The sequence below is a fragment of the Mycobacterium sp. 5-140-3-2 genome, assembly GCF_035666375.1.
In the GTDB taxonomy this organism is placed as follows: domain Bacteria; phylum Actinomycetota; class Actinomycetes; order Mycobacteriales; family Mycobacteriaceae; genus Mycobacterium; species Mycobacterium intracellulare.
In genome coordinates, this window is sequence record NZ_CP142025.1 from 1,840,650 (window position 1) to 1,861,662 (window position 21,013).

Below are 21,013 nucleotides of genomic sequence, written 5' to 3' on the forward strand. Positions count from 1 at the left end.
GCCAATGCCGTTGGCGATAACGGAGGATCACCGCGCGCTCGCCGAAGTTGCGGCCGCGATGGTAGCCGGGCGCGCGGGCACCGCGGGTGCGCGCCGTGTTCTGCTCGACCGCGACAAGACTGATCGGTGGTGGTCCACCGACGGACTCTGGAAAGAGATGGTCTCCACCGGGTGGCTTGGGCTGCATCTCGACGAACGGTTCGACGGTCAGGGTTACGGACTGCCTGAACTGACGATTGTGTTGGAGCAGCTCGGTCGCGCCGCGGTGGGCGGGCCATTTCTTCCCACGGTCGCGGTGTCCGCGGTGATCGCCGAAGTAGGGACCGACGAGCAGCGTGAGCGGTGGTTGCCGCGGCTGGTATCCGGTGACGTGGTCGCGGGTATCGGCACGAACAGCGATGTCGCCGTTCGTGATTCGACGGTCTCAGCCGCTGCGGTGCCCGCCCTGGCCGAGGCGGCCGCCGACCTTTTCTTGCTTCCTTCCGGCGACGACCTCGTCCTGGTGCAGGCCGGTGACGGGGTCAGCATCCGAACCATTGACTCAGTGGATCAGCTGCTCACACCGGTGATCGTGGCCAGCCTGGACTCCGTTCACGTCGCCGAGGTTTTCCCCGGCGCAGCCGGGGTGGCGGTGCGGATTCTTCGTCTGCTGGCCGCGGCCGAAGCCGTCGGCGGTTTGGGCGCCTGTACCGAGATGGCCACGGCGTACGCCGCCGGCCGTGAGCAGTTCGGTAGGCCCATCGGCTCGTTCCAGGCGATCAAACATCACTGCGCGAACATGCTTGTCGACACCGAGCTCGCCACTGCCGCGACATGGGACGCGGCGCGCGCCGTCGGTGCGGAGGCCGAACTGGCCGCCACGATGGCCGCCGGACACGCGCTGACCGCCTATCAGCGGGTGTCGCTGCAGAACGTACAAGTGCACGGCGGCATCGGCTATACGTGGGAGCACGACGCCCACCTCTACATCAGGCGGGCCACCGTCCTGCAGGCCTTCGCCGGTGATCAGGATGCACTGCGGGACAAGGTCATCGCGCTGCAGCTCGACGGCGTGCGCCGGCGTCGATCGGTGGACCTACCCGAGGGTGCCGAGCAATATCGGCAGGCCGCACTGGATTTCCGTTCCGAACTCGAGGCGTCCGACCCCGTCGAGCACCAACGGATCTGGGCGCGTAGCGGCTATCTGCAACCGCACTGGCCCGCGCCGTACGGACGGGCCGCTGACAGCGTCGAGCAGTTGATCATCGAGGACGCCCTGGATGGGTTGGACAAACCCAGCCTCGGACTCGGCGAATGGGTGGTTCCGACTCTGCTGCAGCACGGCAGCAAGGAGCAGGTAGACCGATTGATCTGGCCGAGCCTCGAGGGCGAGCTGCGGTGGTGCCAACTCTTTAGTGAGCCCGGCGCGGGCTCGGACGCGGCGGCAGTTGCCACCAAGGCCACGCGGGTCGCCGACGGCTGGGTGGTCAGCGGTCAAAAGGTGTGGACCAGTGATGCGGTGAATTGCCAACGCGGGCTGGCCACCGTGCGCACCGATCCGAACGTGCGTAAGCACAAGGGCATTACGGCGATGATCATTGACCTCTCAGATCCGGCCGTGCGGATCCGCCCGCTCACCGAGATCACTGGCGAGACGCTGTTCAACGAAGTCTTTTTCGACGACGTCTTCGTGCCCTATCGTGATGTGGTCGGCGCCGTGAACGACGGCTGGAGCGTGGCGATGGCGGCGTTCGGCAACGAGCGGGTGTCGATCGGCGGTGGCTCTGTCACCATGACCGCCGAAGCTTTGATCGATCTGTTGGAGCGGCACCGACCCGGCGACAGTGGCGTTGCCCGCGAGGTCGGTGCATTGCTGATCGAGTCCTACACCTTGGCCACGCTGAACCTGCGGCAGGCTGCCCGAGCCGTCTTCGACGCCGGGCCCGGGATCGAAGGCAACATCGCCAAGCTGTTCGGGGCTGAGCATGCTCAGCGGGTGGCAGAGTTGGCGCTGCGGATTGCCGACCGGGCCATTCTGGTCGGCGAGGAACAACAGGTCGTGCACGACTACCTGTTCAGCCGGTGCCTGACGATCGCTGGCGGTACGTCGGAAATCGTCAGAAACCTGATCGCGGAGCGCATTCTGGGCCTGCCCCGCGATCCGGCACCTAAGTAGATCGGAGAGCCACATGACCTGTGCCGTCGTCGGGATCGGTCGTACCGAGTACTCCCGCAACTCCGGCCGCACGACCCGCGGGATGGCTGTGGCTGCCTGCCGCGATGCCATCGCTGATGCAGGCCTGACGCCGGCCGACGTCGACGGCATCTGCACCTTCATGGCCAACGACTCCGAGCAGCCGATCTTTGTCGGGTGGGCGCTGGGCATCGACGAATTAGCTTGGGCCAACGCCATGTACGGCGGCGGCAATCTCGTGGCTGACCAAATCGCCACCGCCGCCGCGGTGATCGAGGCCGGCATGTGCAAGGCGGTGCTGGTGTACCGGTCGCTCAACGGCCGCTCGGGCTACCGGTTCGGCCATATCGAGGGACCGATGCAGGTGCAGCACCACGACCAGTTCGACACGGCGTCCGGTTTCATGGTGCCGCCGCAGTGGTTCGCGATGTGGGCCCGTCGCCATCAGCATGAGTATGGTTCCACCTGCGAGGATTTGGGACACATCGCGATCACTCAGCGCAATCATGCGGGGCCTAACGAACACGCTCTGAGACGCGAACCGCTGACCATGGACGACTATCTAGCGGCGCGCTGGATCAACGAGCCGTTCCGGGTACTGGACTGCACTTCGGAGGTCGACGGCGCGGTAGCGGTGTTGATCGTCGGGGAAGACATCGCCCGCAACACCAAGCAACCGCCGATGTGGCTGGTCGGATCGTCGAATTCGCAGGGTGGTGCCGGCTGGAGCGAGTGGGACGATCCCACCGAGATGTACTCGCGCACGGCAGGGCCGAAGATCTGGGAGAAGACGGGGCTTACCCCTGCCGACATGGATGTGGCCTGCATGTACGACTGTTTCACGTACACGGTGATGGCGACCATGGAGGGTTTCGGCTTCTGCGAGAAAGGCGAAGTGGGCAAGTTCTTCTCGACCGGACGCGCCACCTACGGCGGTGACGTGGTGGTCAACCCGCACGGTGGGCTGCTGTCCGAGGGCTACATCCACGGCCTCAACCACCACTACGAGGCAGCGCTGCAACTACGGCACGCGGCCGGTGTGCGTCAGGTCGAGGGCGCTCAACTGGCACTGGTGACCGCGGGCGGCGGGCCCTTCGGCGGTGCGAACGTCTACAGCAAGGAGCACCCGTGACGAATCCTGCACTGGTAGCCCCAATTCCGGTGCCCGACCCTGATTCGGCGCCGTATTGGGAGGGTCTGAAGAACGGTAAGTTGATGTTGTGCCGCTGTGACGACACCGGGAAATGGATCCATCCGCCGTTGGAACGCAGCCGGTACACCGGTGGTCCCGTGCACTTCGAGGAAGTCAGCGGTGACGGCACGATCTTCAGCTACATCGTTGCGCGACAGGCCCTCGTTCCCGGCCGGATGCCGCCGTATGTCGTCGGGCTGGTCGAACTTGCGGAACAGCCGGGCTTGCGGATCAACGCCGTCATCGACGTCGATCCCGCCGACGTCCGAGTCGGACAAGACGTTGAGCTACGCATCGTCGATCTCGGCGAAAGTGGTTATCGCATACCCGAATTCGTCATCAAGTAAAGCTGGGAGCAGCAGATGGGCAGAATGGACGGTCGCGTCGCCTTCATCACCGGAGCTGGCAAGGGCCAGGGACGGTCGCACGCTGTCCGGTTAGCCGAGGAAGGTGCGGATATCGTTGGTGTCGACATCTGTCGCCAACTCGACGGCGTGCTGTATGCGATGGCCACGCCGGACGACCTCGACGAGACCGTCAACTTGGTGGAGAAGACCGGTCAGCGGATGATCGCCCGTCAGGCTGATGTCCGCGACCGCAAAACACTACAGGCCGCCTTCGACGATGGCGTCGCAGAATTCGGCTACATAGATACGGTGGTGGCTAACGCGGGGATCGTATTGAACCGGGTCGACGAGCCCGATCCCGAGGCGGCGTGGGAACTCGGCATCGGCGTGCTGCTCACCGGTGTGTGGAACACCCTGCAGATCGCAAGCGCCCACATGATGAAGTCAGATCGCGGCGGTGCCATAGTCGCCACCAGCTCGATGGCTGGTCTGAAGGCACTGACTGACGGCAGCGGCGGCGCGGATGCGTACGCCGCGGCCAAAATCGGCGTCACTGGACTGGTACGGGCCTACGCACAGCGTATGGCAGCCAAAAACATCCGTGTCATGGCGATCGCACCGACCGGTGTCAACACCGCCATGATCGTGGAGAATCCGGCGCTGTTTGAGGTGATCGCCCAGAATGCGCATCTCGCTAAGGCGATGGCTAACGCCCTACCGGTAACGGTGATCGAACCGTTTGATGTCTCGGAGACGGTGTTGTTCCTCGTCTCGGACAGTGGCCGGTATTACACGGGCACAACGCTAATGCTCGACGCCGGCATGAACATGACCTGACGGCTGCTGCCGCACGGAGTCAGCTCAACAACGTGCCGGTGCCCAGGTCGTAATAGGCCTCCGCGAAGCGGCCAAGCACCGCGCCCACGACCTCGACCGAATACATCTGGTCGGGCGCGATCGCCCACATGCAGAAGCCCCAGGCCGGGCTCTCGCGATACGCGGTCCACATGGACTCGCGGTCGGGTAGCGAGGTGACGCCGGCATCGAGCAGCCGGCCGCGATAGTTGTCCAGCAACTCGCGCTCGTGGGCCCGCCGAAGCTCCGGGGATAGCGCGGCGATCAACGCATAGCCGACGTCGTGTGACCACGAGCCGCGCCGAATCAGCTGCCAGTCGAGGAGACCCACTCGGCCGTCGGGCAGCGCATACGTGTTGCGTGGGTGAGGATCCCCGTGCAGCACCGTGACCGGCTCGCGGGCCACCCGGTCCTGGAGTCTCCAGAAAGCGGCCTCCATACCGTCCATGTCAGTGCCGGCAGCATCGAGCAGCGCCTTCTTGTACGGGGCGTCGATGAGAGCGCGGATTATCGCGAACCCGTTGTCGCGCAGAAAGTGTGCGAACCCGCCGGTGACGGGATCCTGTAGCCAGGCCAGGTCGCCGCCGTTGGCCAGCCGTCGGCTGCCCCAGAACGGTGCGTGCAGCTGGCTCAACGTTGCGAGCAGCGCGTCGGCTTGCTCGACAGTTAGACCGGCTACCGCGTCGGGGACCTGCGCGCCGCGCAGTGTGATGTCCTCCCCGAGGATGAGAAATTGCGATGGACCGTCGAGATGGTCGGCGAAGTACGTTGTCATGGTCTCGACGTTCAGGTCCGGGCGCACGTCGCGGTAGAACCTTGTCTCGTCGTCATACAACACGGTCCCGCCGCCGCCTTCGGACAGCGATTCGTCGAACGCCTCCGGCAGGTCGTGGACCGTTGTCAATTGCGTTTTGATGAAGAGCCGCTGTGGAAGTCGGGTTTGCGGATCGGCGTAGGCCACGTCGAGGTGCAGATGCGAGGTAGTGCCCTGCCAGGTGTGCCCAATCGTGACGCGGGTGACCGTCGCCTTGGGATCGTGTCGGCGTAACAGCGACGTCAGAATCGCAGGCGTGATGTCCTCGGCGGACTGAAGCGTGACGTGCAGGGCTTGTCCGGTCATCACGATCCTCATCGGTGATTTCAATTATGACAGTTGACTGTCACGTTATCACCGAAGCCAAGGCATGAACTGGTTTTGGGACCCTTTGGATGGACGGACTAGCTACCTCGTCTTGGCCGGCCGGAACAGCGGCACCCACACCCGGCTGTCCTCTTCGCCCGAGAGCGCGGTCCAGTCTTCGAAGAAGACCTCGACGGCCATCCCGACGCTGATCGCGTCCGGGGCAACGTCGGCCACATTCGAAATCAACCGGGTGTCGGGTTCCTCGGCAAGCTCGACCATCGCGACGATGTAGGGCGGTTCGAAACCGGGAATCCAGTTCTGGCGGTTCACCGTATATGCGGCGACTGTTGCCCGGCCGGAGACGGGTTCTGGTCCAACGTCGGTGCTGCGGCAGCGCCAGCAGGCCGGCCCCGGCGGGTGAAAAAAGTGGCCGCAGCCGTGGCAGCGGGTGATCAGTAATTCGCCGTTGCGACCACCGGTCCAGAACGCAAGCGACTCGGCGGTAGGGCTGGGCGCCAATCGCAACTGGGGACGTTGGTAGTTCATGATCCGACCAACGATCGACCGATCACCAGCCGCTGAATCTGGTTGGTGCCCTCGAAGATCTGGGTGATCTTGGCTTCGCGCATGTAGCGCTCGACACGGTAATCCCTGGTGTAGCCGTAGCCGCCGAACACTTGCACGGCGTCGGTGGTGACCTTCATGGCGGCATCGGTGGCGATCAGCTTCGCCACGGAAGCGTTGCGTGAGTAAGGAAGTCCTGCGTCGCGGCGCCGCGCCGCGTCCAGGTACGTGGCACGCGCGGAGTCGACCGCGGCAGCCATGTCGGCCAGCAGGAAAGCCAGGCCCTGATGGTCAATGATCTTGCGACCGAACGTCGTCCGTTGCTGAGCGTAGGAAACGGCCTCGTCGAGGGCTGCCTGCGCCAGTCCGACGGCTACCGCGGCGATGCCCAGGCGTCCGGAATCCAATGCACTGAAGGCGATCTGCAGGCCCTGCCCTTCGGCGCCGATCCTGCGTTGGGCAGACACGAGCGCATTGTCATAGTGCGCCGTGGTAGTCGGAATGGCATGCAAGCCCATCTTCTCCTCGGGTTTGCCGAACGTGAGTCCTTCGGTGTTCTTATCGACCAGAAAGCACGAAATACCTTGTCCACCTTCACCAGTGCGGGCGAATAGGCTGTAGAAATCGGCTATGCCGCCGTGGGTGATCCAGGCCTTGGCGCCGTTGACGCGGTAACCACCGTCGGTCGCGGTGGCCTTACAGGTCAGGGCGGCGGCGTCGGAACCGGCCTGCGGCTCGGACAAGCTGTAGGCGCCGATCGTGTGACCACCCAGCATGGTCGGCAGCCACTCCTGTCGCTGTTCGTCGGTGCCGAATGCGATCAACGGATGGCAGGACAGGACGTGGACGCTGACTGCTACGGCGACTGCCGCCCACCGAGCCGCCAACTCCTCGAGGACCTGTAGGTACACCTCGTACGGTTGCCCGCCACCGCCCCACTGCTCCGGGTGCGGCAGTGTCAGCAGCCCGGTCTCACCCAGGGTGGCAAAGACTCCCTCGGGATAGGTCTCGTTCTTCTCATGCTCATCGACGATCGGGTCAAGCACCTTGTCCGCGACATCGGCCGCGAGTCGAACTAGCTCGCGTGCTTCGGGTGTCGGCAGCAGTCGGTCAACGGTCATGGACGGCTGTCCTGCCACTCGCAACCGGTCAATTCGGCAGAGATCTCCCAGAGTCGTCGCGCGCTGTCCGCGTCGCGGGCCTTGTCTCTGAGTGTGGTGGGCTTTGGTTTTCCCCACTGGTGCATCAGGCCGCGCGGCGCGATGTAGGTGCCGTTGGGCAGCGTCGTGGTGATCGCCTGAATGGTCGAGCGGGCACCGTCGGCCGGGTTCTGCGCGATATGTGGCGAGAGCACTCGGCCTGCCCACTGCAATACGCCCGAACCGTTGCGGGTGATCCCGGTGTCGGTCATGCCGGGATCGGAGGCGTAGGCGGTCTTGCCGCGGGCGACCAGTTCGCGCACGAACAACAGGTTCGCCAGCTTGGACTCCCCGTATGCGGACCACGGGTTGTAGCGGCGATGGTGGTAGTTGAGGTCGTCGAAGTGCATACGGGCGGTGTTGTAGTTGGTGCTGGCCACCGCCACGACCCGGTCGCGGATCCGGTCGCCGAGCAGGCACGTCAACGCGAAATGGCCGAGGTGGTTGATGCCCATATGAGCCTCGAAGCCGTCGGCCGTCCGAGTCAGTGGCAAGCCCAGCACACCGGCGTTGTTCACCAGCACGTCGACATAGTCGACGGTATCGGCGAACTTGCGCACGCTGGTGAGGTCGGCCAAGTCCAGCTCGCGCACCTCCACGTCGCCGGGCATGGACGCCGCGGCTTCGTTGGCCTTTGTCAGGGTGCGGCATGCGATGACCACATCGTGGCCGGCAGCGGCCATCGCGTGCGCGGTCGCTTTCCCGACGCCGCTGTTTCCGCCTGTGACGATGATCCGCACGTCGTCGCACCCTCCTTCGTGCCAAGTCACATAAACAGTAAACTATTTATCGTTTTGGTGAAACGGTGAGGAGAACGTTGAGAAGTCCCTTTTCAACCAGTTCGGTTCACCCGCTCGGATGACGTGGCTCGAGCGGATGTGCGCCGTCCACGAACGCAGTGAACGTCCCGCTGTCATCGGCGAAGCGGGCTCCGTCACTGGCCGCGAACTGATCGGAAAGGGCGTCACAGCTGCGGACCTGCTCGTCGATCTCGACGTGCAGCCAGGTCAGCCCATCCCAGGGTTGTTGACCACCAATGCCGACGCGCTGGCATTGCTGTTCGGCGGTGCCGCCGCAAACCGACCGCTCGCTCCGCTCGGACCGAGGCAGACCGTTGCGGAGTTGGCCGAAATGGTGCGTAGGAGCGGCTCATCGGTCCTTCTCGCCGAGGCCGCGTTCGCTGAGACGGCTCGGCAGGTCGCCGACGCGGTTGGGATACGGGCGGTGACATTACCTTTCCTGCCGGTGTCGGATCGGTCGTTGCATCCACACCGCGGTCCCACAGCGATCTGCCTGCACACCGCCGGGACCACCGGAGTCCCCAAGCGCGTATCGCTCACCGAGCGAGTGCTCGACGCCCGCGCCGAGCTATTGCGTCGCGTGATCGGCATCGGCCCTGACGATCGTTATGCCACCGGCTCACCGCTGCATCACATCGGGGGACTGGGCAACGTCCTGGTGGCGCTCACGGCCGGGGCGGCGGTTATCTGTACCAACAGATTCTCCTTCGATTGGTGGCACAGCCTGAAGCACCTCCGTGCCACCCACTGCTTGCTCGTTCCGACCATGATCGAGATGTTGCTCGGCAAGGGGCTTCTCGACGCGGTTCCGCTGAAGACATTGATCTACGGCGCCTCGCCGATCACCGTCGACACCCTGCGGCGCGTTCTTGACGTGTTGCCCGACGTCGCGATGGTCAGCCTCTACGGCCAAACCGAGGGCAGTCCGATCACCAGCTTGGGCCCAGCGGACCACCGGTTGGCCGCGGTCAAGGATCCCGACATTCTGTCTACCGTCGGCCGGCCGGTGGACGGGCTTCGGCTGCAGCTCGACGAGCCGGACCGGGATGGAATCGGCGAAGTGTTCGCCGCTGCGGCGCACCTTTCCGCCCATTCCGCCGATGGATGGTTGCACACCGGGGATTTGGGTGTAATGGATGCTGACGGATATCTCCGTCTTTGCGGTCGTCGGCACGACATGGTGGTTCGTGGTGGAGAGAACGTTTATCCGCTCGAAGTCGAGAATGTGCTCAGCGCCCACCCCGGGGTTGCCGCGGTCGGCGTCGTGGGCGTCCCAGAGACCCGACTCGGAGAAACCCTGGCGGCGTTCATAGTTCCGACAGACTTGGCTCATCCGCCACGGCCCGAGGAGCTAGGGTCTTTCGCCCGGGTCAAGCTCGCCGGCTTCAAAATTCCGCAGTATTGGTATTTGGTCACCGAGCTGCCGCTGAATAGTGCAGGCAAGGTCGTTCGTGCCACACTTCGGGCGTCACATCTTGAGCGTCAGCACGGCGCGTCAACTTGAGGTTAGGCAGTGGGTTCTGACTGGACTTGTATGGTGGCGGGCTTGGATCTCATCCGTTATTTAGTTTAACGTCTGAATCTATGTCGATAGCCATGCGGAGCTCGGTCGTCAACACGTCGGCCTTTCATTGGCCGACTGCGGGAACGCTGGCCCTTCATTCGAGCCGACAGCCATGAAGAGTTGGAAATCGCCGGTCCCTTTGATCGTCGGCGCAGTTGCCGTCGGCGGCGTCCTGTCGACGTCATCACCGCGGGCGCATGCCGCTCCGGCGCCCGAGGTCGAGTACGTGTACGACGTGGTGGTGCGGCGGCATTACGGATTTCCTGACAATGACGCGCTCAGCTACGGCCACGGGATTTGCGACAAGGTCGGCCGTGGCGAGGGCTACGGACAAGTCATGGCTGACGTCAAAGGTGACGTCACCCCCAACGACGAGTTCGCGGCTAATTACCTAGTTTCCTATGCGGTTAACTTGCTTTGCCCTGAGCTGATATGGCAGCTGCGGAACTCAGCCGCTGGCTACCAACCTCCGGGCGGAGCATCCGCGCCCGGTACCTATTACTGAGGCAACCTTTTCGTACTCACTCAGGGCCTGACTGCCCGCACTCGATGTTACGACAAGCGTTGGCTCGCAGGCAGTCTGCTGCACGATCAGGTCTACATGTCACCTATCCGTGCAGCAGACCCGTGTTGTGCACCAAGGATATTGGCGTCTGCGACTGAAGAATCGCGTGTGTCCACTAGACTGGCTGGTGTGCGGGTCACATTAGAACGGGGTAGATCGCGAGCGCCTTCCGGCACTTAGCCTTGATCCACCGATAAACGGGCTGGTTGTCGGGGTGTCGGAATGATGAAAGTGCCCTCTGAGCTGGAAAGATTGGTGTTCTCTACGCAACGATCTAACCGGTTCAAGAAAGGCACTTCCAGTGCAAGTGTCCCACAGGTTCGGCCCTGACTCTGCTGTGTTCGACGAGGACAATCTCGTGTCCTGCGCGGGCCTGGTCCCGGTGATGGCCCTGGCCGAGCAAGCAGGCCTGACACGGTTGTTGGACAACAAGATTCACATCGAGTCGACGCGGGTCAAGTCCGGGGCAGCCAACCCGGCCCCGAAACTGGCCACCCTGATCGCGGGCATGTGCGCCGGCGCGGACTACATCGACGATGTCGACTTGGTCCGCGCCGGCGGCATGAAGACCCTCTTCGGGCCGGTGTATGCCCCCTCCACCGTGGGAACCCTGCTGCGCGAGTTCACCTTCGGTCACGCCCGCCAACTTGACGCGGTACTGGCCGAGCATCTGGCCGGCCTGTGCGAGCAGGTGAGTCTGCTGCCCGGATCAGACGTGCGCGCCTTTGTCGACATCGATTCGCTGGTACGCCCGGTCTACGGACACGCCAAACAGGGCGCCTCCTACGGACACACCAAGATCGCCGGCAAACAGGTTCTCCGCAAAGGACTGTCCCCGCTGGTCACCACGCTGAGCACCGACACCACCGCACCGGTGATCACCGGCATCCGGCTACGAGCCGGCAAGGCTAACTCCGGTAAAGGGGCCGCCCGCATGGTCGCCCAAGCGCTGAGCACCGCGCGCGCGGCCGGAGTCAGCGGACAGATCATCGTCCGTGGTGACAGCGCCTACGGATCACGGGCGGTGATCCGGGTGTGCCGCCGCTACGGTGCGGTGTTCTCCCTGGTACTGACCCGCAACGCGGCGGTGCAACGCGCCATCGATGCCATCGACGAGCACGCCTGGACCCCCGTGCGCTACCCGGGTGCAGTCCGTGACCCCGAGACTGGGGCCTGGATCTCTGATGCCGAGGTCGCCGAAATCACCTACACCATCGCCGAATCCGGCACCCACCAGGCGCTCACCGCCCGCTTGATCGTGCGCCGCGTCAAAGACGCCACCCAACCCGAAGACGGCCTGTTCCCGATCTGGCGGTATCACCCGTTCTTCACCAACTCCACCGAGTCGGCCACCGACGCCGATATCACCCACCGCCGCCACGCCATCATCGAAACCACCTTCGCCGATCTCATCGACGGCCCCCTGGCCCACATACCTTCAGGACGCTTCGGCGCCAACAGCGCCTGGGCCGTCTGCGCGGCCATCGCCCACAATCTGCTGCGCGCCGCCGCAACGCTGGCCGGCGCCCGTCACCGCACCGCCCGAGGAGCCACCCTGCGCCGACACCTCGTCAACGTCCCGGCCCGCCTGGCCCGACCCCAACGCAAACCGATCCTGCACCTACCCACCCACTGGCCCTGGGAACCAGCATGGAACACCCTGTGGCACAACATCATCGGCTACCAATCCAGCGCCTGAACCACCATCCACCCGCCCCGCCAACCAGGACCCAACAGGAAACGCTGGGCAGACCAGCGGCCCTGCCACGCCCACCACCAGCCCAAATCAAGATCAACAGCTCAACCGCCGACCGCAGGGTCTATCGGTGGAATCAGGCTTAGTCATTATCGGCAAGCCTGCGTTACCCTGACCACTTATCGTCTAGATAGATCGTCATTGAATCCTCTTGTCTGCGAGAGGATGTCCCGTGTTCAGTGGAACTTCGGTGGCGGCTCAGTGAGCATCAGCGGTTAGTCCTGGTGGGTCCGGTCGTCGGCGTAAAGCCCTGACGGCAATCGTTCGTCGTCAGGCAGAGCGTCGCCGGTTTTCACCGTGATGTGCTTGGACAGTAGCCAGCGCCCATTTTCACGACGAAGGTGATCGTGATAGCGCCCTACAAACGACATCTCGGCGGGGCCCGCTTCAGGTACCAGCGACACGATCACATCGCTCCAGGCTCTGGCATCGTTTCCAAAGATCTCGATTACCGGTGCGTACACGAAATGTTTGATCCTGTGCGGGATCTTCGGTTGCGTCCCGGGCAGTCCCTCGATGATCTCTTTGCGCCCCCGAAACGTGTTTCCACCCCACGGCAGCACACCATCCGGGCAAAATAACGCCGCAAGTTCGGGCCATCGACGCTCATCGAGTAGCTGAGCGTGCAACGCGATAACGCGTCTGATCGCTTCGTAGTCGTTCACGACCATCCTCTCTGAAGGTGCACAAGCACCGATTTAGCCGACTAGGGCTGGCCCAGCAACAACTCGAAGATATCCCGAGCTCCGTGGAACTTCGGTGGCGGTCCGGTGAGCATCAGGTTGCGCCTGTTGGCGACGGTTGACCGCGCTCGCTGAAATTCCCCACTGACGCTCATTGAAATTCCCCACCCGTGTGGCTCCGCCGAGAAGGGCGGGCCTCCTTCGATGCTGCTGGTGTCTGACGCCTGCAGCACTGCCCGAAGGAGGCCCGCTTTCTCATGCTCACATGGGAGGACGATGTGGAAGTACATGCCCTGGCCAAGCGTGGTTGGACGATCTCGGCGATCGCCCGCCACACCGGCTTCGACCGCAAGACGGTCCGCAAGTATCTGGCCGGTGACGGCACGCCGGGAGTGCGTGCCCGCCCGGGCCCGGACCCTTTTGACCCATTCGTCGACTACGTCACCGCGCGGCTGACCGAGGACCCGCATCTGTGGGCCCGCACCCTGCTCGACGAATTGGAGGACCTGGGGTTCGGGTTGTCGTATCAGAGCCTGACTCGCAACATCCGGGCCCGGAATCTGCGCCCGGTCTGTGAGGCGTGCCGGACTGTGACGCAACGGCCGAACGCGGTGATCCAGCACCCGCCGGGTGAGGAAACCCAATGGGACTGGCTGGAATTGCCCGATCCGCCGGCATCGTGGGGCTGGGGCAAGACCGCGCACCTGTTGGTCGGCTCGCTGGCGCATTCCGGTAAGTGGCGCGGCTTCCTGGCACCGAGCGAGGATCAGCCGCACCTGGTCGCCGGCCTGGACCGCATCACCCGTGGCGTGGGCGGGTGCACCCGGGTGTGGCGCTTCGACCGGATGGCCACGGTCTGTGACCCCGGCAGCGGCCGGGTGACCGCGTCGTTTGCCGGGGTGGCCAAGCACTACGGAGTGGCGGTGGCGATCTGCCCGGCCCGGCGCGGTAACCGCAAGGGCGTGGTGGAGAAGGTCAACCACACCGCTGCCCAACGCTGGTGGCGCACCTTGGCCGACGAAGCCACCCCTGAGCAGGCTCAGGTGAGCCTGGATCGGTTCGCCCGCGTGCGGGGTGACACCCGACTGCGGGCCACCGCCAACGGCCGCTCCTCAGTCGCCGTGGTGGCCAAAACCGAGCCCCTGTCCTCGGTGCCGGCGCTGGCCTATCCAGTGATCGTCGCCGAGGCCCGCACCGCATCGAGGCAGGCGATGGTGTCCTACCGCGGCAATCGCTACTCGGTGCCCCCGGAACTGGCCGCCGCCCAGGTCGTGGTCAGCCATCCAGTCGGAGGTGACTTCCTCGATATCGCCACCACGGGCGGGATCGTGATCGCTCGGCATCGTATGGCCGCTGACGGGTTGGGGGTGATGGTGCGTGACAGCGGTCATGTCATCGCGCTGGACGCCGCCGCGATGGCCACCGCGGCGACCGGTCGCCCGCACCGCCGCAAGGAACGCATCCCACCGGGCCCGGCGGCCAAAGCCGCTGCCGCACAACTACTCCAGATCAAACACGCCGACAGCTCCGTGCATCAATCCTCAATTCCGTCAACCGTTTCCACCGTCATCGACCTGTCCGTCTACGAGCGGGCAGCCCAGAACAGGACCCTCCAATGACCTCCACACCCCGCACCCCCAAGACCGCCACTACGACCACGGAGTCGCCGTCGGCGGCGGCGTCCCGGTATCAGCAGCTGCGCTCACACCTGGCCGAACTCAAACTCGCCGCGGCCGCCGAAGCCCTACCCGCGGTGCTCGACCAGGCCACCGCCGAGGGACTGTCGCTGACCGTCGCGTTGGAGCGGCTGCTTGCCGTCGAGGTCGAGGCCAGCACTGCCCGACGGTTGGCGGGCCGGCTGCGGTTCGCCTGCCTGCCCACCCCGGCCACCCTCACCGACTTCGACGTCGATGCCGCCGCCGGCATCGACCGCAAGCTCATCGACGAGCTGGGCACCTGCCGCTACCTGGAAACCGCGACCAACATCCTGCTCATCGGACCACCAGGCACCGGCAAAACTCACCTCTCGGTCGGGTTGGCCCGGGCTGCAGCACATGCCGGCTACCGGACCTACTTCACCACCGCCGCCGATCTGGCCGCCCGCTGCCACCGCGCCGCGATCGAGGGCCGCTGGGCCACCACCATGCGGTTCTACGCCGGTCCCACCTTGCTGGTGATCGATGAACTGGGGTATCTACCGTTGCCCGCCGAGGCCGCTTCGGCGTTGTTTCAGGTTGTCTCCCAACGGTATTTGAAAACCAGCATCGTCATCACGACCAATCGCGGGGTGGGAGCCTGGGGTGAGATCCTCGGCGACACCACCGTCGCGGCTGCCATGCTCGACCGCCTGCTGCACCGCTCCGTGGTCATCAACCTCGACGGCGAGTCCTACCGGCTACGTGACCACCAGGCCGCCGCCGAAACCCTGCGCCGAACCACCACCGGCACCCGCCAACCACTACACTGACCGCTGCTCACAGGTGGGGAATTTCAACGAGCACACCTGGGGACATTCGATGAGCGCGATCACGGTTGAAGAGCCGGCCAGTTGCGACGGTTGAAAAGTAGGCCACCCAATCAGATTGGATGGGGTGATCTCTTGGAAGACTGGGCCTTGATCAGGCATCTTCACCGCAGCGAGGGTTTGTCGCAGCGGGCCATCGCACGACAACTTGGCATCGCGCGTGACACCGTGGCGGCCGCGGTGGCCAGCCATGGTCCGCCGAAGTACGAGCGGACCTCGGAGCCGTCGGCGATCGACGCAGTGGAGCCGCGGATCCGGGCCTTGTTGTCGACCTATCCGAAGCTGCCGGCCACGGTGCTCGCCGAGCGGGTCGGCTGGATATGCTGCCCTCGCGCCAGACCATGGATCTGGTCGCCGGGATGTGCAGCTGCTTGCGGGCAGTTTCACCGCGGTGCCTGATGAGTTGTGGTGGGACAACGAAGCCGGGATCGGCCGCCGGGGCCGGTTGACCGATCCGGTCACTGCCTTGATGGGCACTCTAGGATCGCGGTTGGTGCAACTCAAACCCTATGACCCCGAATCCAAGGGGATGGTGGAGCGAGCCAATCGATATCTGGAGACCTCGTTCGTGCCCGGGCGCACCTTCTCGTCACCTGCGGACTTCAATCATCAACTGCCGCAATGGCTTCCCACGGCCAACCATCGCCGGGTGCGAGTCCTCGGTGGTCTTCCGATCGACTTCCTCGATGCCGACCGAGTCCAGATCCTGACCCTGCCTCCGGTGGCGCCGGTCGTGCAGACGATGACCTCGGTGCGGCTGGGCCGCGACTACTACGTGCGGGCGGCCGGCAATTACTACTCGGTGGACCCGAGCGCGATCGGCCAGCTCGTCGAGGTGAGCACCACCCCGGCCCTGGTAACGGTAAGCCGAGCCGGGCACCTGCTGGCGGTCCACGACCGCTGCTGGGCTGCACGACAAACCCTCACCGACCCGTCCACGTGGCGGCTGCTGCAGCGTTGCGCCAGCTGTGCCAAGTCGGCCCACCGCCGACGGCGGGTGATCACCTGGTGCGTGATCTGGCCGACTGCGACCGCGCCTTCGGCGTCGACTTCACCACCGCCATAACCAGTTCCGGTGGGGAGGTGGCCTGATCATGGCCGAAGACCCCATCAAATCCGTCCTGCACTACGCCCAAGCACTCAAGGCCGCACAGGCCGGGCACCGAATCGCGTTCGCCACCGCGGTGGACTGGGTGGCCCGGCTCAAATCCGCCCACAACGCCGGGCGACTACCGGCCGAGCTGGCCAAGCTGCGCCGCATCGGGCTGCTCGTCGTCGACGGGGTCGGCTACATCCCCTTCGAACAGGACGCCGCGAACCTGTTCTTCCAACTGGTCTCCAGCCGCTACGAGCACGCCTCGCTGATCTTGACCTCCAACCTGCCCTTCGCCCGCTGGGGTGATGTGTTCGGAGATCAAGCGGTAGCCGCGGCCATGATCGACCGCATCGTCCACCACGCCGACGTCCTGACCCTCAAAGGCTCCAGCTACCGCCTCAAAGACACCGGAATCGACACCTTGCCCTCCGCCAGAGCCGACAACACGGCACAATAACCACGACCACGTGGCCTACTTTTCACCGTCGCTCCTGGCCTAGTTTTCGACCGTCGTCAACAGCGCCCACCTCGTCATCGTGCACGACAACTCCGACAGGTTCGGAGACCTCACGTTCCGGCGCGGCAGGAAGCGTCGGTCGGTGCGGGTGCTCACTTTTCGACCGGAACCGACAGACCGGCACCCGTCGTCCGCCCAGCGTCTTGACCGCGCTACTGGAAGCGGCTGAAGAAGCTGCTCGAGGGCGCATTGATTAAGGTGTCGGGCGGTGGCCAGTCGAAACTAGATACCGTCTCGGTGCGCGACATGCTTGCGGCGTCTGATCGCTGGCGAGCGCGACGCCCGACGACTCGCTGACTTGCCAGTGCCCGGATGCGGATCAAACACGGCGCCTTGATTGGCACCCTCTGAGCGCGCGGATCGACACCTTCACCACTGGCGAGGATGACCAACTGAGCGCCCTCACCGATGTGGCAGCCGAAGCCGCGACTCCACCGCCAGCGCGGCCGGCGGCGGGCCAGGCCAGATCGTCGTCGACGACACCATCGCCGCCCGGCCGACCGCAAAAGTCCTGCGGGCGTTCGCGCAGCGCGCTACGCTGCGCCAGGTTGTTGGAGTGCGGGTCGATACTGTTGTGGCCGCCTCGGCACTGCCAACCCGAGACGGAGATCGAGGATCGTTACCTGCCCCTAAGGATGAAGCCGCCGGCCTCGCCGTCGGCGACCGCGTCGGTATCGAGGCTCATGAATATCGAAAACATCTGCGGCGGCAGTATCAAACCGCCGACACCGCCCAGCCGTCCACGGCTCGACGACCAACATTGAGTCTAAGTTAGCCAGGAGGTTTTATCCTCCGGGCGAGCCGGTGGTCCAATCGCTTTAGCAAATGACAGAGGAGAGCAAATGGCTGTTGACCGCCAGCGATCCAATAGTGCCGTGCAGAAGATTCTGACAGGCACTATGAAGGCGCTTAACCGAAAGGGCACCCAGAAGCTCTCGGTGAGTGACATTTGCGCGGCGTCACAGGTAGCGCGTGGCACTTTCTATCGTTATTTCGACAGCAAAGACGACGTTTTGACGCGCCTGGGACGCCACTTCGAGGAGGGCGCCGCAGAGGCGTTCGCAAAAGCTATCGCGGCTACTCCCGATCCTTCATCGCGGGTCAAAGTCGTTATGGATACTCTGACCGGCTATAACGCCGCCGGAGCGGATCTGACTCGGATGCTTGACGTAGCACCAGAGTTCACGTTGTCGTTAATCCGTGACATATTCCCGAACTTGATTGACTTGGTCGTCGAAGCGCTTGGTCCGGCCACCCACGAGTCACCGCTGGTGATGAGTGGAGCATTGACGGAACGCCAACTTGCAGATCTCTTTCTGCGCAGTGTGATATCGACATTGCTCCTGCCGGGAAGCCAGCAGGATGAGGTTCCCGCGGTCGTGACGGCGCTGTTCGCCGCGAGCCCAAACAGCACTCAGGCAAGGCCGGCAGCTGCGACCTCTACCTGATCGGAGGACTCGGCGAGGCCGCCCGGCAGTCCCGTACCGGCACTTCGTCGGTGATGAGTAGGCAGGGCCAAGGCACCCGGCGAAGCCCGGTCATGCGGTATCTGTTTGAGTTGCGGATCACGCGGCGGTGCCGGTAATAACTGCTTTGCCGTCGCGGATGACGAGATGCTGACAGGTGTGGCTGTGGTGGTGCGCGAGCCACGTTGTTGCCTACTATGTGTGCTCACCGCCTTCGGCCACGCGAGTCGCCTGATGCTCGAAAGAATTCGGTTAGCCCCCCTGCGGTGTCTGGTCAGCGGTGACGGCCTTGACGGTGTGGTCCTCGCGCTTGATCTCCAGGGCGATGTCGATGAGCTGGTCTTCCTGGCCGCCGATGAGTTTGCGCTGGCCGGCCCGGTGCAACAGCTCGTGAGCGGGGACGCCGTAGCGCTCGCCCTGTCGGATGGCGTGCTTGAGGAAGCTCGAATACACGCCGGAATACCCCATGATCAGGGCGTTGCGGTCGAGCAGGCACTCGGCGGGCATCGCGGGGGCGACCACCTCTTCGGCGGCGTCGGCGATGTCGAAGAAGTCGATGCCGGTCTTCACGCCGATCTTGTCGAACACCCCGATCAGAGCCTCGACGGGCGCGTTGCCCGCCCCGGCGCCGAACCGGCGGCAGGAGCCGTCGATCTGCTTGGCGCCCGCGCGGACCGCCTCGACGCTGTTGGCCACGCCGAGCCCGAGGTTCTCGTGGCCATGGAAGCCGACCTGGGCGTCATCGCCGAGCTCGGCGACCAGCGCCGCGACCCGGTCACGCACGCCCTCGAGGACCAGCGCCCCGGCCGAATCGACCACGTAGACGCACTGGCAACCCGCGTCGGCCATGATGCGGGCCTGCGCGGCCAGCTTCTCGGGCGAGATGGTGTGGCTCATCATCAGGAACCCGACGGTTTCCAGTCCGAGTTCGCGGGCCAGGCCGAAGTGCTGGATCGACACGTCGGCCTCGGTGCAGTGCGTGGCGATCCGGCAGATCGAGCCGCCGTTGTTCTGGGCCTCTTTGATGTCTTCCTTGGTGCCCACGCCGGGCAGCATCAAGAAGGCGATCTTGGCCTCCTTGGCCGTCTCGGCGGCCAGCTTGATCAGCTCCTGCTCGGGGGTCTTGGAGAACCCGTAGTTGAAGCTCGAGCCGCCCAGGCCGTCGCCGTGGGTGACCTCGATGACGGGCACACCCGCGGCATCCAAGGCGGCCACGATCGCACCGACCTCATCCTTGGTGAACTGATGGCGCTTGTGGTGGGAGCCGTCCCGCAACGACGTGTCGGTCATCCGGACGTCCCAGACCGGGTTGAAGAAGATGTCAGAAGTCATAGCGCCGCTCCTCCGGCCGTCGCGCTCAAGGACTCCTTGGCGATCTCCTCGCCGACTTTCGTGGCCGCGGCGGTCATGATGTCCAGATTTCCAGCGTAAGGCGGCAGATAGTCGCCCGCACCCTCCACTTCGACGAACGTGGTGACCAGCGCCTGGCCGCCAGAGTTGATCGACGGGTCGTGGAACTGCGGCTCGTTGAGCAGCCGGTAACCCGGCACATAGGTCTGCACCTCGGCCACCACGTCGTGAATCGACTTGGCGATCGCATCCCGGTCGGCGTCCTCGGGAATGGCGCAGAAAATGGTGTCGCGCATGATCATCGGCGGGTCCGCCGGGTTCAAGATGATGATCGCCTTGCCGCGCTTGGCGCCACCGATGGTCTCCACACCCCGGCTGGTGGTCTTGGTGAACTCGTCGATGTTGGCGCGAGTGCCGGGGCCGGCCGACAGCGAGGCGACCGAGGCGACGATCTCGGCATACGGCACCCCACCGAGGTCGGCGACAGCGCGTGACACCGCGTACACGATCGGGATGGTCGCCTGCCCGCCGCAGGTGATCATGTTGACGTTCGGCGCATCCAGGTGCGCGCGCAGGTTGGCCGGCGGGATCACCGCGGGACCCACCGCGGCCGGCGTCAGGTCGACGGCCCGGATGCCGGCAGCCGCGTACTTGGGCGCCGCGTCGCGATGCACATAGGCGCTGGTCGCCTCGAACACCAGGTCGGGCTTCTCCGACTGCGCCAACAGCCAGTCCACACCCTCGTGGGTGGTCTCCAAACCCAGCTTGCGGGCCCGGGCCAAACCCTCGCTTTCCGGGTCAATGCCCACCATCCACCGCGGTTCCAGCCAATCCGATCGCAGCAGCTTGTAGAGCAGGTCAGTGCTGATATTCCCCGACCCGACAATGGCGATGGACGACTTAGACGGCATATGTGCTCCTCATAATGGCGTGCAGCGTTTGAAAAGAACTGGTTCAGCCAGCGCGACTGGAATCTCCGACTGAGCCCGAACTTCACCCGGCCGCCGTTGGCCGTGGTTTGAGGTCGACCCTGGCCACGTCTCCGATGGCGGCAACAGGTGGGCGCCCAGCACGAGACGACGGTGACCCAAGCAGGATTGGGCTCCAGCGTTGCAGTTCACGCCGAGCCCGCGGCGGATTAGCGCTTCATCGCACGGACTTCGGGGATGTGCGCGCGCACAGCAAGTTCCGGATCGGGTACCAGGGTTAGTCGGCGCAGCTGACCGGGATGCGGTCGGC

At 64.6% G+C, this 21,013-nt stretch carries 17 protein-coding genes and 2 pseudogenes; 12 read left to right on the forward strand and 7 right to left on the reverse strand.

Going from position 1 to position 21,013, the window contains the following annotated elements; all coding sequences use genetic code 11:
* The first annotated feature begins 4 nt into the window (after nucleotides 1-4).
* Genes P6281_RS08835 through P6281_RS08850 form a run of 4 tightly spaced genes read left to right on the forward strand, consistent with a single transcriptional unit; the run spans nucleotide 5 to nucleotide 4,549 of the window.
* Nucleotides 5-2,155, forward strand: a complete 2,151-nt coding sequence (locus P6281_RS08835) for an acyl-CoA dehydrogenase (protein WP_324738781.1) — start codon at nucleotides 5-7, stop codon at nucleotides 2,153-2,155.
* Between the two features lie 13 nt (nucleotides 2,156-2,168).
* A complete protein-coding gene (locus P6281_RS08840) occupies nucleotides 2,169-3,305 on the forward strand; it encodes a thiolase C-terminal domain-containing protein (RefSeq protein ID WP_324738782.1) in 1,137 nt (378 codons plus the stop codon).
* A complete protein-coding gene (locus P6281_RS08845; RefSeq protein WP_324738783.1) occupies nucleotides 3,302-3,712 on the forward strand; it encodes a Zn-ribbon domain-containing OB-fold protein in 411 nt (136 codons plus the stop codon). The genes P6281_RS08840 and P6281_RS08845 overlap by 4 nt, the downstream gene beginning before the upstream one ends.
* A gap of 15 nt (nucleotides 3,713-3,727) precedes the next feature.
* Entirely contained in the window at nucleotides 3,728-4,549 is an 822-nt protein-coding gene (locus P6281_RS08850; protein ID WP_324738784.1) for a mycofactocin-coupled SDR family oxidoreductase, read from the forward strand.
* Between the two features lie 19 nt (nucleotides 4,550-4,568).
* Here P6281_RS08850 and P6281_RS08855 read toward each other — a convergent pair whose 3' ends face one another.
* The 4 genes from P6281_RS08855 to P6281_RS08870 all read right to left on the reverse strand — a co-directional run bounded on the left by P6281_RS08855 (nucleotide 4,569) and on the right by P6281_RS08870 (nucleotide 8,193).
* Entirely contained in the window at nucleotides 4,569-5,687 is a 1,119-nt protein-coding gene (locus P6281_RS08855; RefSeq protein ID WP_324738785.1) for a phosphotransferase, read from the reverse strand.
* 102 nt (nucleotides 5,688-5,789) lie between these two features.
* Nucleotides 5,790-6,236 carry a Zn-ribbon domain-containing OB-fold protein gene (locus tag P6281_RS08860; protein ID WP_324738787.1) on the reverse strand — a complete coding sequence of 149 codons (447 nt, stop codon included), beginning with the start codon at nucleotides 6,234-6,236 and terminating at the stop codon, nucleotides 5,790-5,792.
* Nucleotides 6,233-7,375, reverse strand: a complete 1,143-nt coding sequence (locus P6281_RS08865; protein WP_324738788.1) for an acyl-CoA dehydrogenase family protein — start codon at nucleotides 7,373-7,375, stop codon at nucleotides 6,233-6,235. The genes P6281_RS08860 and P6281_RS08865 overlap by 4 nt, the downstream gene beginning before the upstream one ends.
* Nucleotides 7,372-8,193: an SDR family NAD(P)-dependent oxidoreductase gene (locus P6281_RS08870; protein WP_163714954.1), complete on the reverse strand. Its 822-nt coding sequence runs from the start codon at nucleotides 8,191-8,193 to the stop codon at nucleotides 7,372-7,374. The genes P6281_RS08865 and P6281_RS08870 overlap by 4 nt, the downstream gene beginning before the upstream one ends.
* A 118-nt stretch (nucleotides 8,194-8,311) precedes the next feature.
* Between P6281_RS08870 and P6281_RS08875 the strand changes: the two genes are divergently transcribed.
* The 3 genes from P6281_RS08875 to P6281_RS08885 all read left to right on the forward strand — a co-directional run bounded on the left by P6281_RS08875 (nucleotide 8,312) and on the right by P6281_RS08885 (nucleotide 12,081).
* The gene (locus P6281_RS08875; protein WP_324738789.1) at nucleotides 8,312-9,757 is read left to right on the forward strand and encodes a class I adenylate-forming enzyme family protein; all 1,446 of its coding nucleotides are present in this window, start codon (nucleotides 8,312-8,314) and stop codon (nucleotides 9,755-9,757) included.
* A 172-nt stretch (nucleotides 9,758-9,929) separates the two neighbouring features.
* Nucleotides 9,930-10,322, forward strand: a complete 393-nt coding sequence (locus P6281_RS08880) for a DUF732 domain-containing protein (protein ID WP_317727681.1) — start codon at nucleotides 9,930-9,932, stop codon at nucleotides 10,320-10,322.
* Nucleotides 10,323-10,683: 361 nt separating this feature from the next.
* Complete coding sequence (locus P6281_RS08885; RefSeq protein WP_041320958.1) at nucleotides 10,684-12,081, forward strand: IS1380 family transposase; 1,398 nt, start codon at nucleotides 10,684-10,686, stop codon at nucleotides 12,079-12,081.
* A gap of 272 nt (nucleotides 12,082-12,353) precedes the next feature.
* Here P6281_RS08885 and P6281_RS08890 read toward each other — a convergent pair whose 3' ends face one another.
* Complete coding sequence (locus P6281_RS08890; protein ID WP_324738790.1) at nucleotides 12,354-12,809, reverse strand: nuclear transport factor 2 family protein; 456 nt, start codon at nucleotides 12,807-12,809, stop codon at nucleotides 12,354-12,356.
* A 269-nt stretch (nucleotides 12,810-13,078) separates the two neighbouring features.
* On the opposite strand from P6281_RS08890, the gene P6281_RS08895 reads away from it, so the two are divergent.
* From P6281_RS08895 to P6281_RS08915, 5 genes and pseudogenes are all read left to right on the forward strand, one after another.
* Nucleotides 13,079-14,440, forward strand: coding sequence for a Mu transposase domain-containing protein (locus P6281_RS08895; RefSeq protein WP_324738709.1), 1,362 nt, complete (start codon nucleotides 13,079-13,081; stop codon nucleotides 14,438-14,440).
* A complete protein-coding gene (gene istB, locus P6281_RS08900; RefSeq protein WP_324738710.1) occupies nucleotides 14,437-15,288 on the forward strand; it encodes an IS21-like element helper ATPase IstB in 852 nt (283 codons plus the stop codon). The genes P6281_RS08895 and istB overlap by 4 nt, the downstream gene beginning before the upstream one ends.
* Before the next feature lie 132 nt (nucleotides 15,289-15,420).
* Nucleotides 15,421-16,437: pseudogene (locus tag P6281_RS26150) on the forward strand (Mu transposase domain-containing protein).
* Nucleotides 16,438-16,481: 44 nt separating this feature from the next.
* Nucleotides 16,482-16,898 (forward strand): annotated as a pseudogene (locus tag P6281_RS08910) (ATP-binding protein); the annotation flags it as partial.
* A gap of 902 nt (nucleotides 16,899-17,800) precedes the next feature.
* Entirely contained in the window at nucleotides 17,801-18,406 is a 606-nt protein-coding gene (locus tag P6281_RS08915; RefSeq protein WP_225342550.1) for a TetR/AcrR family transcriptional regulator, read from the forward strand.
* Nucleotides 18,407-18,676: 270 nt separating this feature from the next.
* Here P6281_RS08915 and dmpG read toward each other — a convergent pair whose 3' ends face one another.
* Nucleotides 18,677-19,756: a 4-hydroxy-2-oxovalerate aldolase gene (dmpG, locus tag P6281_RS08920; protein ID WP_324738792.1), complete on the reverse strand. Its 1,080-nt coding sequence runs from the start codon at nucleotides 19,754-19,756 to the stop codon at nucleotides 18,677-18,679.
* Entirely contained in the window at nucleotides 19,753-20,685 is a 933-nt protein-coding gene (locus tag P6281_RS08925) for an acetaldehyde dehydrogenase (acetylating) (RefSeq protein ID WP_324738793.1), read from the reverse strand. The genes dmpG and P6281_RS08925 overlap by 4 nt, the downstream gene beginning before the upstream one ends.
* Nucleotides 20,686-21,013: the final 328 nt, after the last annotated feature.